Genomic DNA, 15,640 nt, shown 5'->3' with positions numbered 1-15,640 from the left:
GTAACCTTGTCGTAACGGTCTATAGGTTCTTGCTATGATGGAGGCTCGCAGAAAAGAGTGAAACCCTAATGGTAATTCGATCTATGATTATGGGGGTCTGTATATTGTGTTGTACAGGCTTAAACGCAGAGCTTCGCGTAATGACTTTAAATACCGAATGGCTATGGACCCCTTATGACGGTAAAGCTGACGGTAGTAAAGTGACGATACGAGACATGTCAAAGAAGGATTACCTAACTGAGCTGGCATTCTATGCGAAGCTTGTTAGAGAGCATAGGATAGATATTCTAGCGGTGTCAGAAATTGAAAATAAGTACGTTGCGATCGATTTGGCAAACCGTTTTGGCAAAGACTGGAAAGCGTATTTTACACAGGGAAGGGATACGGCAACGGGCCAAGATGTTGCCTTAATCAGCCGTTTGGAACCAGTCAAAGGTAGTTTAACAAACTACGGCTTCCCTTGCGGAAAAACCAATGGTGTCAAAAAGAAAAAGTGTCTGAGTAAGGTTGTCGGTGCACGCTTCTACTTAGATAATGCTTCCGGGGAGCAAGTCGCAGTTATAAGCTCTCATTTTCTATCGAAGCGAAATGATAGCAAGAGCAAGCGCTTAAAGCGTGAAAGCCAGGCATTGGCGCTGTCGAAAGCCGTTGAACGCGAAGCAAACGATTTTTCCTCGACTAAAGTCGCGAAGGTTATTGCTTTAGGGGATTTTAACGATACAGCGAACTCTACAGTGTTGAAGTTGTTACGAGCTAAAGGTTCCTTATTATCAGCCAGTAGTTGCAGAATGCAAGACAGTATAGAATCTCACTCAAAACCCAAGCACCGCAAGAAGTCTCTAGTTGACCATATTTTGTATCGTGGGTTGACCTGTCTTGATGATTACGCGGTGTCCACCGGCAGCTACTCAGATCATCCAGCGATTGTTGCTATTTTACGTTAACGCCAATTGCTAAGCTTGCAAGCGTTCAAATTGCCTAACTACTTAAATCTTTTGTTTGCGCAAGTATTATCTGCGATTATTATTCGGAGATAGAATTGTTTTAAGAGGGAGTGATAAATGGTGCTGTTCTGGCCAATTCAGCAAGAGCTTGATTGCATAAGTAATAGCGGTCAAATTCTGGGTAAAATAAAATTTGACGGAGATAAAGAAGAGTACAGATTTTATCCCAATAATGAGTCGCTTGCCTTATCAGGCGCCGAGCAAACCATGATTAATGAGCGAATATCGGGTCTCGAGTCGGGGAAGTATATAATTCCTATGCAGGATGATGATTAATTTGCTGGCTGGTAAGAATACTGACTAGCCTGTCTTCGCTAATCTTTATACAAAGCTTCTTTTCCATAACTCAGTTCCAATGCTTGGCGTTCGGCTTTTCTCAGCTTTTTTACGACAAGTTTGTAGGAGTGGTCGATCATTCGTTCAATTTCACCGACCGGGATGCTCCCGTCAAGAATTATAGTATTCCAGTGAAGCTTGTTCATATGGTAACCGGGCTTTACTGCTTCAAAAAGGTCGCGTAGTTCGTTTGCTTGATTCGGGTCGCACTTTAGGTTCATTTGGGCAATGTTGTCATTAACGCCAAGCGTAGCAAACATCTTAGCCTTAATTTTCGGAACCATAACATCTGGGCCAAAAGGGTAGTCTTCTCTGGCTTCAGGTTTTGATAGTAAGTACTGTTTTGCTGTCTCGTAGTTCATGCGCTTTGCTCTTGGCTATTTAAAGGTGACTTCTGTGCCGTTAACGTTAGCTGTCTCTAGATGTATTTCATACTCTTCTCCATCTTTCTCTATCTGTGTCATTTTGAGAAGAAGCATAGGGTATTTCTCTGAAACCCATAGGTAGGTCTGGCGTTTGCTGTCATCTGCGCGAACCTTTTTTACGACCAGCGCTTTGGCCTCACCAAGCTTTGTAGTGATTAATTCTTCACCGGTTTTTACGAACGTGCTGGGTCTAAGTTTTTTCTTATGTGCTATTTGGAAATCCAGACGAGGAGAGGGACTGTCTAGCTCTCGTAGAAGTTGCAACTGATAGCTAAGGCGGTCGTAGGTGTTACTGGGTATACCCGTAATTTCCCAATCTGCGCCTTTGCTACGACCATTAACCATATCTGCCTGCCAGTCGAAATGGACCTTGGCTTTTCTATCTCGGCCAAACATGGGGCTAAGTTTATAGTTGTAGCTTTGTGGTAAAAGGCGGCCATCTTCGAAAGTAAACTGGGTGCTTTCGTTTATATCGGCTACAAAAGAGCGGACATTAAAACTATAGTGCCAGCGGTTTTCATCCATTTTCTTCAGATGTCTAACAGCCTTGCCTTTGATTTTGATTCCTTTTTTTATATTAGCGCTATAGGTGGCGCTATGAGGAACCAATTCAAAGGAATGTGTGCTAAAGCTAATGCAGGATAGGCTGCTTAGTAGTAACAAGCTGGAAAGAAAGAACTTCATTATTGTCTCTTACTTATTTTGTTGCTGTTCCTTTAGCTTAGCAGCCGTCTCTAAAAGTGAGGTGACCAATAGATTACCAAGAATTATAGGCCCACTGTGTTATTCCTTTGATCTTGCATTGGATTGAGCGTCAAAAGCTTGTCCCGTTACTTTTTCGCTGTCCTTACCCATAAGATAGAGGTAAACGGGCATGATTTGTTCGGGGCTTGGGTTATTATGGGGGTTTTCAGCAGGGTAAGCATCGGCTCGCATATTAGTGCGTGTGGCGCCAGGGTTGATGCTGTTCACTTTAATAGTTTTATCCGTGCCGTCGAGCTCATCTGCTAGTACCTGCATTAAACCTTCGTTTGCAAACTTACTGACAGAATAAGCCCCCCAAAATGCACGTCCTTTTCTGCCAACGCTTGATGAGGTGAAAATAATAGAGGCATCTTCGGAGTTTCTAAGTAGTGGTAACAGTGTCTTTGTCAGCATAAAAGGGGCATTAACGTTTACCTGCATCATTTTGTTCCAAACGGACACTTCGTATTGCTCAATACTCGTAAGGGATCCAAGCTGCGCCGCGTTGTGGAGAATACCATCGATATGAGTGAATTCAGCATCGATCGAGTTAGCAACGTCAATATAGTCTTTCTCTACAGCGCCTTCCAAATTCATTGGAATGATTGCCGGTTTTGGGTAGCCCTTGGATTCGATTTCGTCATAGACTTTTTCTAGCTTTGAAACGGTTCGCCCTAATAGGATTACAGTTGCTCCATGCTTGGCAAAGCTAAGTGCTGCTGTCTTGCCGATTCCATCACCCGCACCGGTAACTAAAATGACTTTGGATTGGAGTAGGTCTTTCGGGGCTTGGTAGTCAAACATAGGGTTCTCATATTTACGGTTATATTGAAAGGCGTCGTCGTTTCGTGATGCCGCTTGCTAATTCTAGTAAAAGCCAAGCTGCTTAGCCACAAGATTTAACGCAGATACTACCTTTAACGCTTAATTTCTTAAGTAGTCGCTTTTCGCTTTAAAGGCGGGAATATTTATATATAATGACTACGGGTCACGATGACTTTATCGTGTCGCTGTCTATTATTAAATCGCCAAAAGGTAAGTGATGCATGTCTGTTAATACAATAAAAATGAAGCAAATTTTCAATGCGCCCGTCAGTGAGGTATTTGCCACACTTAGTGATCATAATACTTTCGGTAAGATTTGTGGTATCAATATGTCTAGAGTTGTTGATGGTGCTGATGGTGCTAACGGCTTGGGTTCGGTTAGAGAGATCAAGATCGGGATTTTACCGGGCTTTGAAGAAACGATTACTGAGTTTAAACCAGATGAGTTTATTCAATACAAAATCACTAAAGGAAGCCCCATTAAGAACCATGTAGGAGAGCTTAGATTTAGTGAGGAAGGCGGCGCTACAACGCTAGACTACACGATAGAGCTTGAGTCTAAGATTCCACTGACTACCAGTATTATTTCGAAAGGCCTGGAGCAGGGGATCTCTAAAGGCTTGCAGAAGTATGCGCAATCGTTATAGAGAGCAAGGCTCCTTTTAGTTAAACAAGGCCGCTAATTCGCGGCCTTGTTGTATCGACGACGGCTTATTTACTTTCGGTAATGTGTAAGCCGCATTCTTTTTGAGTTGCTTCCTCCCACCACCAGCGACCTTCACGCTCATGCTGGGTAGGCAATACTGCTTTGGTACAGGGCTCACAGCCAATGCTGGTGAAGCCTTTTTCATGCAGCTCATTGTAAGGCACTTCAGAAAGCCTAATGTAATCCCAAACTTCTTTAGAGCTCCAATTCGCAAGTGGGTTGAATTTGATTAACTTACGCTCGTCGCTTGAGTTGCCATGATCAATCTCAATAACAGCAACTTCAGAGCGAGTGCTTGGGCTTTGATCTTTACGTTGGCCGGAAACCCACGCATTCAAGGTACCAAGCTTTCTTTTCAAAGGCTCTACTTTACGAATGCCACAGCATTCTTTATGCCCGTCTTCAAAAAAACTGAATAGCCCTTTTTGCTTAACAAAAGCCTCTAGTCGCTCAGCATTGGGGGTCATTAATTCAATGTCGATGTTATAGTGTTGGCGAACCTTTTCAATAAAGCGGTAAGTTTCTGGATGTAATCGGCCTGTATCTAGCGAGAAAACCTGAAGGTCGTCAGTTAGTCGATGAGAAAGCTCAATCAAGGCAACATCTTCTGCGCCGCTGAAAGAAATTGCAATGTTATCGAAGGTGTTCATCGCAAATTTTAGAATTTCGCGAGGTGATTTACTTGAAAGCTCATCATTTAGCTGCTGAACGGCTTCATCGGTAATTGTGGCGGGGTCGTTAAAGTCAATCGACATTATTTGGTCTCTGTATATGCTTTGTTTTAATACTAATGTGGTATTAGCAATATGAGCTCGATTCTAACGAAGATTTTACATTATGCAAGGCGCTAGCTTTTAGTTAGAATAGCGCTTCGAATTTTCACTATCGAAAGATATTAACCTTTATTATAAAGACGGAGTGCGTCGTGGAATTAGTTTGTCTTGATTTAGAAGGGGTATTGATCCCTGAAATATGGATAGCATTTGCTGAAAAGACCGGAATAGAAGAGCTTAAGGCGACCACTCGTGATATACCAGATTATGACGTATTGATGACTCAGCGCCTTCGTATCCTTGAAGAAAACGGTTATGGTCTTAATGAGATTCAAGCTGTTATCGCTGAACTCGATCCGCTTCCAGGTGCTAAAGAGTTTATTGACTGGTTGTCTACTCGCTTTCAGGTAATTATTCTTTCTGATACGTTTTATGAGTTTGCAATGCCGCTAATGGCAAAGCTAGGCTTTCCAACACTATTCTGTCATAAGCTTGAAGTGGCTGAAGATGGAAAGATTACCGACTATATACTTCGCCAGAAAGACCCTAAGCGTCAGTCTGTTAGAGCCTTCCAATTATTGAACTATCGTGTAATTGCAGCAGGCGACTCTTATAATGACACAACTATGCTGAAGCAGGCTGAAGCAGGCATCCTGTTTAAGTCACCTCAGAATGTGATCGATGAGTTTCCTCAATTTCCAGCAGTTCATGAATATGCTGATCTTCAGGCAGAGATTTTAAAAGTTAGCCTGACGCAAAATTCCTAAGCAATAAGTTCCGGGCTTAGTGACTACGCAATAGTTCCTCAGCCCTGGTTTTTTATTGGCGAATACCCTCTGCTGACCTACAATGGTTGCAGCATATAAATTTCACCTAATGAGCATTTTAATGACCAAGAAGTCAGATACTGATCTACAACAAACTCCTGTCAGCGAAAGCGATCTTGACGAAAGCTTACAAGCTGAAAGTAGTGCCACGGCTCCTGTTGGTGAGCGCCTACAGAAGGTTCTTGCGCAAGCCGGCCTTGCTTCTCGCCGCGAGCTAGAACGCTGGATAAGCCAGGGCCGAGTGAAGGTAAATGGTGAAGTTGCTTCATTGGGCTTGCGGGTTGTACCAAGTGATAAAGTTTATGTAGATGATCGTTTTGTAAAAATGCCTAGAAGGTCTGAACAAGAATATAAGGTTATTGTTTATTCCAAGCCTGAAGGGGTTGTCTGTACACATTCTGACCCTGAAGGGCGACCAACCGTCTTTGATAACCTGCCGAAGCTTGAGGGGCAGCGCTGGATATCGGTAGGTCGTCTGGATATTAATACTAGCGGTTTGTTGATTTTGACAACCGATGGCGAATTAGCTAATCGCTTAATGCATCCATCTTACGGTGTTGATCGCGAGTACGCAGTTCGGATCCATGGTGAAGTCGATGGCGCGATGCTCGAAAGACTTAAGCAAGGTGTGTTACTCGATGACGGACTTGCCAAGTTTACCGACGTTCAAGAATACGGTGGCGAGGGCCGCAATAAGTGGTTTCACGTTGTTGTCATGGAAGGTCGTAATCGAGAGGTTCGTCGCTTATGGGAGTCTCAGGAAGTTCAGGTAAGCAGGCTTAAGCGTGTACGCTACGGCTGTATATTTATGCCAAGTCGTTTAAAGGTTGGCGCCTGGGAAGAGCTTAAGGTTAAGGATATTAACGAATTGCGAGATTTGGTTAACTTGCCTCCTATCAAGCATAGGCAGAAAACTAGTCAGGAAATCGCTAAAGAAAGCAGGGCACACACTAAAGCGGTTAAGAAAGGCGTTAAGCAGGCTCGACGTCCTAGTAAGCGGAGATAGTGATTTTAAAAATCTCCCTAATGTAAGAAAGTTGCTGTAAGCCCCAGATTTTGTTGATTATTTATACAAAAATCACGCTTTTAAGAAATACTGCATTTTCTTTACAATAAAGTGTTGACGACCATCAGTTAAGGCGATAATATTCGCGCCGTTGATGAAGTTCCCCGATAACTCAGTTGGTAGAGTAGCGGACTGTTAATCCGTTTGTCGCTGGTTCGAGCCCAGCTCGGGGAGCCAACTTCATAACCCTCAAGCACAAATACTTCCCTAAAATTTCCCAAAATTTAGATTCTACTAAACACTAAGATACGCGCCGGTGTTTTCGAATTGATGCTTTTTGTTGGTCTGTAAAATGAAGCTTCTGAGACTATTCAACTATTGCAACGGACTTGATTTGGGCCCATACCTTTAGTCCGGCAATTAAATTTAGTTGGTGAACGGATTTTCGAGTTACTCGGGCAATTAACTTGCTGCAACCAATATTTAAACTTACTAAAGCCATAGAAGAATCTTTTTCATCTATTTCGTCGATTACTGCCGGTAATAGATTAAGAATGCTACTGTTTTTCGATTGACTTAAAGTGATGCTGACATCCTTTGCTAATATACGCACTCTAAGTTCTGCGCCATGCGCTAGCCCCTTATTGTGAATCCATATGCGTTCGCCTTCAAAGTCTACGGCTGCGAGGTTCCATTGTTCATCTAGCTCGTTAACTCGCCCTTGGATGATAATACCTGTTTCATTTCCTAAATAGTCGGCTGTCTCTAGATTAGAAAGCACATCTGAAACCTTACCTTGAGTGCTAAGCTTTCCGTTTTCAAGTATTACTAAGTGGTCAGCAAGTTTAGCGACTTCGTTTACCGAGTGAGTGACGTATAAAATTGGTATACGAAATTCTGATCGAATCTTTTGAACGTAGGGAAGGATTTCGAGTTTTCTGGCTTTATCTAAAGAAGCTAATGGCTCATCCATTAATAAGAGTTCAGGCTGAACAAGTAAAGCTCTGGCAATCGCAACTCGCTGGCGTTCTCCTCCTGATAATTCATCGGGCTTCTTGTTTAGAAGAGCTTCGATTCCGAGAATTGAAAGAACATGCTCGATACTGATACGCTTTGCGCTGCTTTTGCTGGCGCGCTTAATAGCATATTCTAGATTGCCTATTGCGCTTAAATGAGGGAATAACTTGGCGTCCTGGAATACATAACCAATTGGACGCTTGTGGGTTGGCAAAAAAGAGGTCGAGCTTTGCCATTCAGCTCCGTTTATGACTAGAGATCCGCTTGCGTGCTCTAAGCCTGCGATGCAGCGTAATAGGCTTGTTTTCCCTGAGCCGGAATGCCCAAAGATTACATTAATTCCGTCCCCTGGAAGCGTGGTGTTGATTTGTAGCTCGAAGGGCTTGCCATTGCGCGGGCTGCGTGTGGAGTGGAGGTTGATCGCGATTGTAGGCTTATACTCCATTTTTCAGTCCACCAAAAAGATTTTGCCTTCTGTTAAAACTGTATAAGCAAAGCAGCACGATAAAGGAAAATATAACCATAATGCCGGCTAACCCGTGGGCCTGGGAGTATTCCAGCGCTTCTACATGGTCATAAATCTGAACAGAAATAACGCGCGTCTCATCCTGAATGTTTCCGCCAATCATCAAAACAAGCCCAAACTCGCCAACAGTATGCGCGAAACCAAGAACTGCGGCCGTTAAAAAACCTGGCTTACACAAGGGAAGGGTTACCGTAAAAAAACGATCAATTGGAGAGGCTCTAAGGGTGGCGGCAGCTTCGATGGCATCATCACCTAGCATTTCCATAGCATTCTGTATTGGTTGCACAACAAAGGGCAGCGAGTAGATAATTGAGCCAAGTACAAGCCCCCAAAATGTAAAGGGGAGCGTGCCAATGCCCAGACTCTGGGTCATTTCACCAATATACCCGTTTGGTCCCATTGCGATCAAAAGGTAAAAGCCTAGTACCGTGGGGGGTAAAATTAAGGGTAGAGAGACCAGGGCAGATACAGGTACTTTTAGCCAAGATTTTGTGCGGGCAAGCCACCACGCAAGTGGCGTGCACATGACTAATAAGCTGATCGTAACAACTGTAGCAAGTTTTAATGTGACTAATATGGCTGAATAATCTGCTTCAGAAAAAAACATATCGCTGCTTAATTGTGCTGATTGTCTAGAGTGATGTCGGGCACGTTATACGAAAAGCCTTGTATTATCTCCCTAGCTTTGCCTTGTTTAAGATAGTTATAGAAAGCAATGGCAGCAGGGGACTTGTTTGCTCGACTTAGTAGAATAGCATCCTGCTTTATCGGATCATATAGCTCAGAGGGAATAGAAATACATGCTTCTGACTGAATATTGTCTGAAGAGTTTGCTTGAGCTTTTGCAATAAAGGCTAGGTTAACGTTACCACTGATCAGAAACTGGAAAGTTTGCGCAATATTCTCGCCGCGAATCCATTTGTTACGATCAGTTTGGTCTATTTCAAGTTGTTCTAATACTTGTTGGGCAGCGCGTCCATAAGGGGCAAGCTTAGCATTAGCTAATGCTATTTTCTTAATCTGCGGCGCTTTTAGTATATTTGACAAACTGGCGTCAGAAATAGGGGTGTTAGCGCATAGTGCCAGCCGTCCGATCGCATAAGTGAACTGTGACTCTGGTAGGGTAAGGTGCTTAGCGCTGAGGAAGTGTGGTGACTTTTGATCGGCCGACAAGAATAGCTCGAAAGGAGCGCCGTGAGTAATTTGTGCGACCAACTTACCCGACGATCCATAGGAGGCATGGATCTTGTGCTTGCTTTCACTCTCAAAGTTTTTAATTAAAACTTTGGCGGTGGAGATAAAGTTAGAGGCAACCGCGATATTGGCGCTTTCGCTCCACACCTTTGTAGAGCAGGAGAAAATAACCAGGCTTGCCAGAAAAGCTTTGAGCCAGCTTATTGGGTAATTGAATATAGGTGTGCGCATCTAAGGTCTGAAACAGCTGCTATTTGTAAGTGTTGGCTTTGGTTAAAAGCGCATATTGAACGATTGCACTGATTTCAGCAAGTTTATGATGGGGGTTAAAAAAGAAGCCCCTTTCGGGGCTAAACCTTGCGACATACAAGGGAAAGAATGTATGGGGTGGGAAGACTGTTTTACGACCTCGTGAGTCCAGCCAACACACCCCGCTTGATAGAACTTTTTTGCTTGCTGCCTAGGCTAGCAAGACCGAATCGCCTTCGAGTTTAACTGGGTAAACAGTTACAGATTTGTCTTCTTCCTCAAGGCATTCGCCTGTCTTAAGGTCAAAGTGCTGTTTGTATAGGGGAGAAGCAACCACGTACTTGCCGGTTAAATCTCCAACAATCCCGCGAGAAAGAACATTTGCCTTACCGCATGGGTCCCAGTTAGATATTGCGAAAATCTTTTCTTCGCTGCTCGGTATGTAGAAGATCGCAACTTGCTCATCGTTTACTAGCGCGCATACGCCTGAATTTTCTACAAGATCGTACTTCGTACAGATAACTTCATTAAGTGCCATTTTGATTTTCTCCTATCTGTGAGTACTGGATTAAGCTGACTTAGCGATTAATTTTGATTTTTCGTCTTCGCTAGCAGGTCTTACTTGACCACGCTCTTCAACGAAAACAACGTTACTATCTTCTTTATCAGAGTTAACAAATTGACGGAAGCGACGTAGTTTTGTTTCGTCTTCGACCGTAGTTTTCCATTCACACTGATAAGTATCGACAACGCTTTGCATCTGAGCTTCAAGTTCAGCTGCAATACCAAGGCTGTCTTCAATAATAACCTCACGAAGGTATTCGATACCGCCTTCAAGGTTGTCCATCCATACAGATGTTCTTTGTAAGCGGTCTGCTGTTTTGATGTAGAACATCAAGAAGCGATCAATATATTTAACTAGCGTTTCGGTACTGATATCGGTCGCAAACAGATCAGCATGTCGTGGCTTCATGCCGCCGTTTCCACAAAGGTAGAGGTTCCAGCCGTTTTCAGTTGCAATGATGCCAACATCTTTACTTTGCGCTTCTGCACACTCACGAGTACAGCCGGATACTGCCATTTTTAGCTTGTGCGGAGTACGCAAACCTTTGTATCGGTTTTCGATATCGATTGCTTGACCCACGCTATCCTGAACTCCGTAACGACACCAAGTTGATCCGACGCACGACTTAACGGTACGTAAGGACTTACCGTAGGCGTGACCCGTTTCAAGGCCTGCAGCAATTAATTCACCCCAAATAGTGGGTAGGTCATTAAGTTTGGCGCCAAATAAGTCTATACGCTGCCCGCCCGTAATCTTTGTATAAAGTTTGTACTTTTGGCCTACTTGACCGATAGCGATCAGTTGCTCAGGCGTAATCTCACCACCTGGTACACGTGGGACAACTGAATAGGTGCCATCTTTTTGCATGTTTGCAAGAAAGGTATCGTTGGTATCCTGCAGGCCTGTATGTTGCTCTTCTAGAATGTAATCATTCCAGCTAGCTGCAAGCATATTTGCTACCGCAGGCTTACAAATATCACAACCAAGGCCGGTACCGTGTTTTTCTACCAGTTCGCCAAATGACTTGATACTACCGACACGAATTAAGTGATATAGCTCTTCACGCGTATGAGGGAAGTGTTCACAAATGCTTTTATCAACCGTAACGCCGCGCGCTTCAAGCTCAGTATCAACAACATCCTTAAGAAGTGCTGCGCAACCGCCACAACCGCTAGCTGCTTTGGTTTCACCTTTTACATCACCTACGCTGCAACAACCGGAATCAAGAGCGTTAATAATGTCGCCTTTACTAACGTTTAGGCATGAACAGATTGTTGCTTCCATTGGTAGTGCTGAAGCACCTAGCGCAGGACCACCCCCTTCAACATTCGGTAGAATCATTCCTTCAGGGTTTTCGGGAAGCTCGATACCGTTCAGGTAGTATTGAAGAAGTGTGTCGTAATCTGAACAGTCGCCAACTAGTACTGCACCTAACAGTGTATTGCCGTCTTCAGATACGATGATTCGCTTATAGATCTCTGAGTTTTCGTTACTGTAGACGTAAGCGATTGAGCCGGGCGTTTTACCATGGGCATCGCCAATTGAGCCGACGTCAACACCCAGAAGCTTCAGCTTCGTGCTCATGTCTGAGCCAGTAAACGAAGGTTTTTCGTCGTCGTCGGAGAATTGCTGAACAGCAACTTCTGCCATTCTATAACCGGGCGCAACCAGTCCGTAGATCATGTTGCCATATAGAGCACATTCACCTATAGCAAAAATGTTCGAGTCAGAGGTTCGGCAGTGGTAATCGACAACGATACCGCCACGCTCACCAACTTCTAACCCGGTTTTACGTGCTAACTGATCATAGGGGCGAATGCCTGCAGAAAATACGATCATGTCAGTATCAAGATGCGTGTCATCTGCGAAGTTCATTCGCAGTTTTGTGTTATCACCTTTGTTATCGATAAGCGTAGTCGCTTTTTGGGTATGTACTTGAACACCAAGCGCTTCGATCTTACGTCGAAGCATCTTGCTGCCGCCATCATCTAGCTGAACACCCATTAAGCCGGGAGCAAACTCAACAACGTGAGTTTCAAGCCCTAGATTTTGAAGTGCGTTTGCACACTCAAGACCAAGCAGACCACCACCTACAACTACACCAATTTTTGAGGTCTGGGCATGTGATTTAATTTCACCCAAGTCATCAATTGTTCTGTAGGTTAGGCATTCTTTGCTTTCAGAACCTTTGATAGGTGGTACAAAAGGATAAGAACCAGTTGCCAATACTAGCTTGTCATAATCGAAGCGTCGCCCGCTTTCAGTGATAACAATTTTGTTTTTACGGTCTATATCTGTAACGGCATCACCAAAAATCGCATCAACACCATTATCTTTGTAGAATTCGCGGGTTGTTAGTGCTAGATCTTTTGGCTCTTTGCCAGAGAACACTTCAGAGAGATGTACCCGATCGTAGGCTGGTCGCGTTTCGGCGCCTAGTACTGTAATGTGCGCTCCAATTTCGGATGCAATCATTTGGTCAACGAAGTGATGACCCACCATGCCGTTACCGACTACAACAACTCTACTATTCTTCATTCTATGGCCTCGTATGTCTGAGAATCTGCGCATACGCTGTGCTTATTTACTAGTGAAAAGCTTTAGCGTTACTCAATGCTTGTTTACGCAATTATCTGTAATTAAGCATGAGCTGTGCCAAGTATCTAAATAATTTCATAGGGTATTGAAATAAAAAGGAAAAAAATTCTTAAGTTCGTGTTTTATAGCCAGGTTTTGAGCGTTTGAGAAAAAACGCGTGCTTTAAAGTGGTGCAGCTAAAAAATGCTGTTTTCCGCCTTGGTTGGTAATGGTGCATGACTATGCGCTGAGTTCAATCCTAAGGCTGTATATTGCGTTCGTTTTTACATATGCCGTTGAAAATTAAGATTTTAATCTAAAGGGGGTGTTATTTTGCTACTTATTGGCGCAATAATACCCATAATAAATAAGTGAGTGAAATATCAGATGCATCTAGAAAGCGGGCTTCGTACAAGTGCAGGGCAAATATCAGTAAAGGGCTTAAAGCACCAAAATGAAGATTCTGTCGGAATATACGTCCCGAAAGAGCCTCTATTAACTGTAAAGGGAATGGTTGCTATTGTTGCCGATGGAGTCAGTAGTGCAGAGGCGGGCAAGGAGGCAAGCGAAACCTGCGTTAAGAACTTTATCTCCGACTTCTTCAGTACACCTGACTCCTGGACAGTTAAAAACTCAGCTCAAAAAGTATTAACGGCTTTGAATCGTTGGTTATATGGGCAGGGGGTTGGTTATCTTCAGGCTGAGCATGGCTATATCAGTACAATGTCGACCTTGGTTATCAAGTCGCGTGTCGCGCATATATTTCATATCGGCGATAGCCGAGTGTACCGGCTTAGAGGGAATAACTTTGAGCAGCTCACGCATGACCATTCCGCCAGAGTAAGTAAGGATTCCACTTATCTTACTCGTGCAATGGGAATGGATTTAATGCTTGATGTCGACTATTACTCGGAGGATGTCGAATCTGGTGATATCTTTTTTCTGAGTACCGACGGTATTCATGATTTTATCAACGATAAACGTATAAAAGAAGTCATTGCTAAGGCGGTTGATTGCAAGTCGGATGAATTTACCGGGCTTTGTGAGAGCTTGGTTGATATTGCACTCGAAAACGGCTCCGATGATAACTTGAGTTGCCAGATTGTCAGAGTCGATGCTTTGCCTTGTCCAAATGCCGAAGATGCCTACGTAAAGCTTTCGGACTTACCCTTCCCACCAGAGCTTTCCCCTGGAATGTCTATTGACGGCTACCATGTGATAAAAGAGCTACATGCCAGTAATCGATCACAAGTATATTTGGTAAAAGATCATAACACTGACAAGTTACATGCTATGAAAACGCCTTCAGTGAATTATGATGATGATTTGGCGTACAAAGAGCGATTTGTATTGGAACCCTGGGTAGCTGACCGTATTAACAGTAAGTACGTAGTAAATATTCATGAAAGTGAAAGAGGGCAAAAGTTCCTTTATTACGTTTGTGATTATGTTGAGGGCCAAACGCTAGCTGAGTGGATGAAAGCAAATCCAAAGCCCGGTATCGAAAGAGTTATGTCGATAATTCATCAGGTAGTGAAGGGTGTTCGTGCAATGCATCGTAAAGAGACTTTGCATCAGGATATCAAGCCTGAAAATATTATGGTCGATAATGAGGGCAAGGTAACGATTATAGATTTTGGTTCCTGTTTTATTGCGGGCGTTGCTGAAATCGAATCGCCCTTTGAGCGCGAGCAAGTGCTGGGGACCGACACTTATGGTGCTCCTGAATATAAGTTGGGAAGAAAAGCGTCTTTAAAGTCCGACATGTTTTCAATCGCTGTTGTGCTTTACGAAATGTTGACCGGCCAACAACCTTATGGTGCGAAGTTTGAGACCAGTCAGTCTACCAATGAATTTTATCGACTAAAATATCAGCCAGCTCGAGAGTTTAACCCAATGGTTCCCGAATGGATGGATGGTGCGATCGAAAAAGCTTTACAGATTTCTACAGAACTTCGATATGATGCCTTGTCAGAATTTATTTATGATCTCGAACATCCTAATTCGGAGTTTATGGATAAGGCCCATATACCACTTGCAAAAAGAAATCCGCTGCGGTTTTGGCAAAGCATCACTGCAATCATGTTTGTTGTAGAATTGGCCACACTCTGGCTTTGGCTGGGGTAATGCTTTTTAGGCATCCTTTGCCCGCATTTTTATAGAATTAATACGATTGATATGGAACCTATGGCGCGGATTGTAGTCCTAAGAGATCATATCAATACAAAAACAGGATCTTTATGTTAGATAGCCGCCCTTTATTGGTCGAAACGCAGTTCCCTTCGCTTAAGCGAAATAGGCTAGAAACTTTACAGGTAAATCTGGGATACCTATGTAACCTTAGTTGTACGCACTGTCATGTTAATGCAGGGCCGACCCGTAAAGAGCTAATGAACAAATCAAATATCGACTTGGTATTGGCTTTGTTGAAAGAAAAAGACATTTCACAGCTGGACTTAACGGGCGGCGCACCGGAAATGAACCCTTATTTTCGTTACTTGGTCGAAGAAGCAAGGTCACTGGGAGTGCATGTTATTGATCGCTGCAATTTGACGATTCTGCAAGAACCTGGCTATGAAGACCTTGCTGAGTTTCTGGCTGCTAACGAGGTGGAAGTTGTCGCGTCTCTACCTTGTTACACGAAAGATAATGTCGACCAACAAAGAGGGAAAGGTGTTTTCGAAGATAGCATCAAGAGCTTAAAGCTCCTAAACAAACTAGGTTATGGAGTCGAAGGGAGCGGCTTGACCTTGAGTTTAGTTTATAATCCTGGTGGTCCGTTCCTACCTCCTCCTCAGCAACAGCTAGAGCAGGATTATAAAAAAGAGCTCTATGAAAATTTCGATATTCTCTTTGACCAACTTTT

Annotated in this window: 16 protein-coding genes and 1 tRNA gene; 8 read left to right on the top strand and 9 right to left on the bottom strand. The window is 43.5% G+C overall.

Annotated elements, in window-relative coordinates; translation table 11 throughout:
- Positions 1-68: 68 nt before the first annotated feature.
- Positions 69-944 (top strand): endonuclease/exonuclease/phosphatase family protein, encoded by an 876-nt coding sequence (locus tag A3757_RS17765; RefSeq protein ID WP_068553365.1) that lies wholly within the window; start codon positions 69-71, stop codon positions 942-944.
- A gap of 117 nt (positions 945-1,061) precedes the next feature.
- The gene (locus A3757_RS17760; RefSeq protein WP_068508004.1) at positions 1,062-1,280 is read left to right on the top strand and encodes a hypothetical protein; all 219 of its coding nucleotides are present in this window, start codon (positions 1,062-1,064) and stop codon (positions 1,278-1,280) included.
- A 38-nt stretch (positions 1,281-1,318) separates the two neighbouring features.
- Here A3757_RS17760 and A3757_RS17755 read toward each other — a convergent pair whose 3' ends face one another.
- From A3757_RS17755 to A3757_RS17745, 3 genes are all read right to left on the bottom strand, one after another.
- Complete coding sequence (locus tag A3757_RS17755) at positions 1,319-1,702, bottom strand: MmcQ/YjbR family DNA-binding protein (protein WP_068553366.1); 384 nt, start codon at positions 1,700-1,702, stop codon at positions 1,319-1,321.
- Between the two features lie 15 nt (positions 1,703-1,717).
- The gene (locus tag A3757_RS17750) at positions 1,718-2,449 is read right to left on the bottom strand and encodes a DUF3108 domain-containing protein (protein ID WP_068553398.1); all 732 of its coding nucleotides are present in this window, start codon (positions 2,447-2,449) and stop codon (positions 1,718-1,720) included.
- A gap of 99 nt (positions 2,450-2,548) precedes the next feature.
- Entirely contained in the window at positions 2,549-3,313 is a 765-nt protein-coding gene (locus A3757_RS17745) for a YciK family oxidoreductase (protein ID WP_068553399.1), read from the bottom strand.
- Positions 3,314-3,555: 242 nt separating this feature from the next.
- Between A3757_RS17745 and A3757_RS17740 the strand changes: the two genes are divergently transcribed.
- Positions 3,556-3,981: an SRPBCC family protein gene (locus A3757_RS17740; RefSeq protein WP_068510313.1), complete on the top strand. Its 426-nt coding sequence runs from the start codon at positions 3,556-3,558 to the stop codon at positions 3,979-3,981.
- 64 nt (positions 3,982-4,045) lie between these two features.
- On the opposite strand, the gene A3757_RS17735 is transcribed toward A3757_RS17740, so the two are convergent.
- Entirely contained in the window at positions 4,046-4,795 is a 750-nt protein-coding gene (locus tag A3757_RS17735; protein ID WP_082865177.1) for a phosphoadenylyl-sulfate reductase, read from the bottom strand.
- 170 nt (positions 4,796-4,965) lie between these two features.
- Here A3757_RS17735 and thrH point away from each other — a divergent pair, with 170 nt between their 5' ends.
- From thrH to A3757_RS17720, 3 genes are all read left to right on the top strand, one after another.
- Positions 4,966-5,580: a bifunctional phosphoserine phosphatase/homoserine phosphotransferase ThrH gene (gene thrH, locus A3757_RS17730; RefSeq protein WP_068553400.1), complete on the top strand. Its 615-nt coding sequence runs from the start codon at positions 4,966-4,968 to the stop codon at positions 5,578-5,580.
- A 121-nt stretch (positions 5,581-5,701) separates the two neighbouring features.
- Complete coding sequence (gene rluB, locus A3757_RS17725; RefSeq protein ID WP_082865178.1) at positions 5,702-6,646, top strand: 23S rRNA pseudouridine(2605) synthase RluB; 945 nt, start codon at positions 5,702-5,704, stop codon at positions 6,644-6,646.
- A 161-nt stretch (positions 6,647-6,807) separates the two neighbouring features.
- Positions 6,808-6,883 (top strand) — tRNA-Asn (locus A3757_RS17720).
- A gap of 130 nt (positions 6,884-7,013) precedes the next feature.
- Here the strand turns inward: A3757_RS17720 and modC are convergent.
- The 5 genes from modC to nirB form a co-directional block, all read right to left on the bottom strand.
- The gene (gene modC, locus A3757_RS17715) at positions 7,014-8,108 is read right to left on the bottom strand and encodes a molybdenum ABC transporter ATP-binding protein (RefSeq protein ID WP_068553401.1); all 1,095 of its coding nucleotides are present in this window, start codon (positions 8,106-8,108) and stop codon (positions 7,014-7,016) included.
- Positions 8,098-8,796: a molybdate ABC transporter permease subunit gene (gene modB / locus A3757_RS17710; protein WP_068553402.1), complete on the bottom strand. Its 699-nt coding sequence runs from the start codon at positions 8,794-8,796 to the stop codon at positions 8,098-8,100. The genes modC and modB overlap by 11 nt, the downstream gene beginning before the upstream one ends.
- A gap of 8 nt (positions 8,797-8,804) precedes the next feature.
- Entirely contained in the window at positions 8,805-9,614 is an 810-nt protein-coding gene (gene modA / locus A3757_RS17705; protein ID WP_068553403.1) for a molybdate ABC transporter substrate-binding protein, read from the bottom strand.
- A 229-nt stretch (positions 9,615-9,843) separates the two neighbouring features.
- The gene (nirD, locus tag A3757_RS17700; RefSeq protein ID WP_068510303.1) at positions 9,844-10,170 is read right to left on the bottom strand and encodes a nitrite reductase small subunit NirD; all 327 of its coding nucleotides are present in this window, start codon (positions 10,168-10,170) and stop codon (positions 9,844-9,846) included.
- A 30-nt stretch (positions 10,171-10,200) separates the two neighbouring features.
- Positions 10,201-12,735 carry a nitrite reductase large subunit NirB gene (gene nirB / locus A3757_RS17695; RefSeq protein WP_068553404.1) on the bottom strand — a complete coding sequence of 845 codons (2,535 nt, stop codon included), beginning with the start codon at positions 12,733-12,735 and terminating at the stop codon, positions 10,201-10,203.
- A gap of 426 nt (positions 12,736-13,161) precedes the next feature.
- Between nirB and A3757_RS17690 the strand changes: the two genes are divergently transcribed.
- Both A3757_RS17690 and A3757_RS17685 read left to right on the top strand, forming a co-directional pair.
- Positions 13,162-14,901 carry a bifunctional protein-serine/threonine kinase/phosphatase gene (locus A3757_RS17690; RefSeq protein WP_068553405.1) on the top strand — a complete coding sequence of 580 codons (1,740 nt, stop codon included), beginning with the start codon at positions 13,162-13,164 and terminating at the stop codon, positions 14,899-14,901.
- A gap of 113 nt (positions 14,902-15,014) precedes the next feature.
- Positions 15,015-15,640, top strand: a 626-nt coding sequence (locus A3757_RS17685) for a radical SAM protein (protein ID WP_068740022.1), incomplete at its 3' end; no start/stop codon positions are given.

It is taken from the genome of Oleiphilus sp. HI0117, from assembly GCF_001635235.1.
This window is presented reverse-complemented; position numbering and strand designations above follow the sequence as displayed.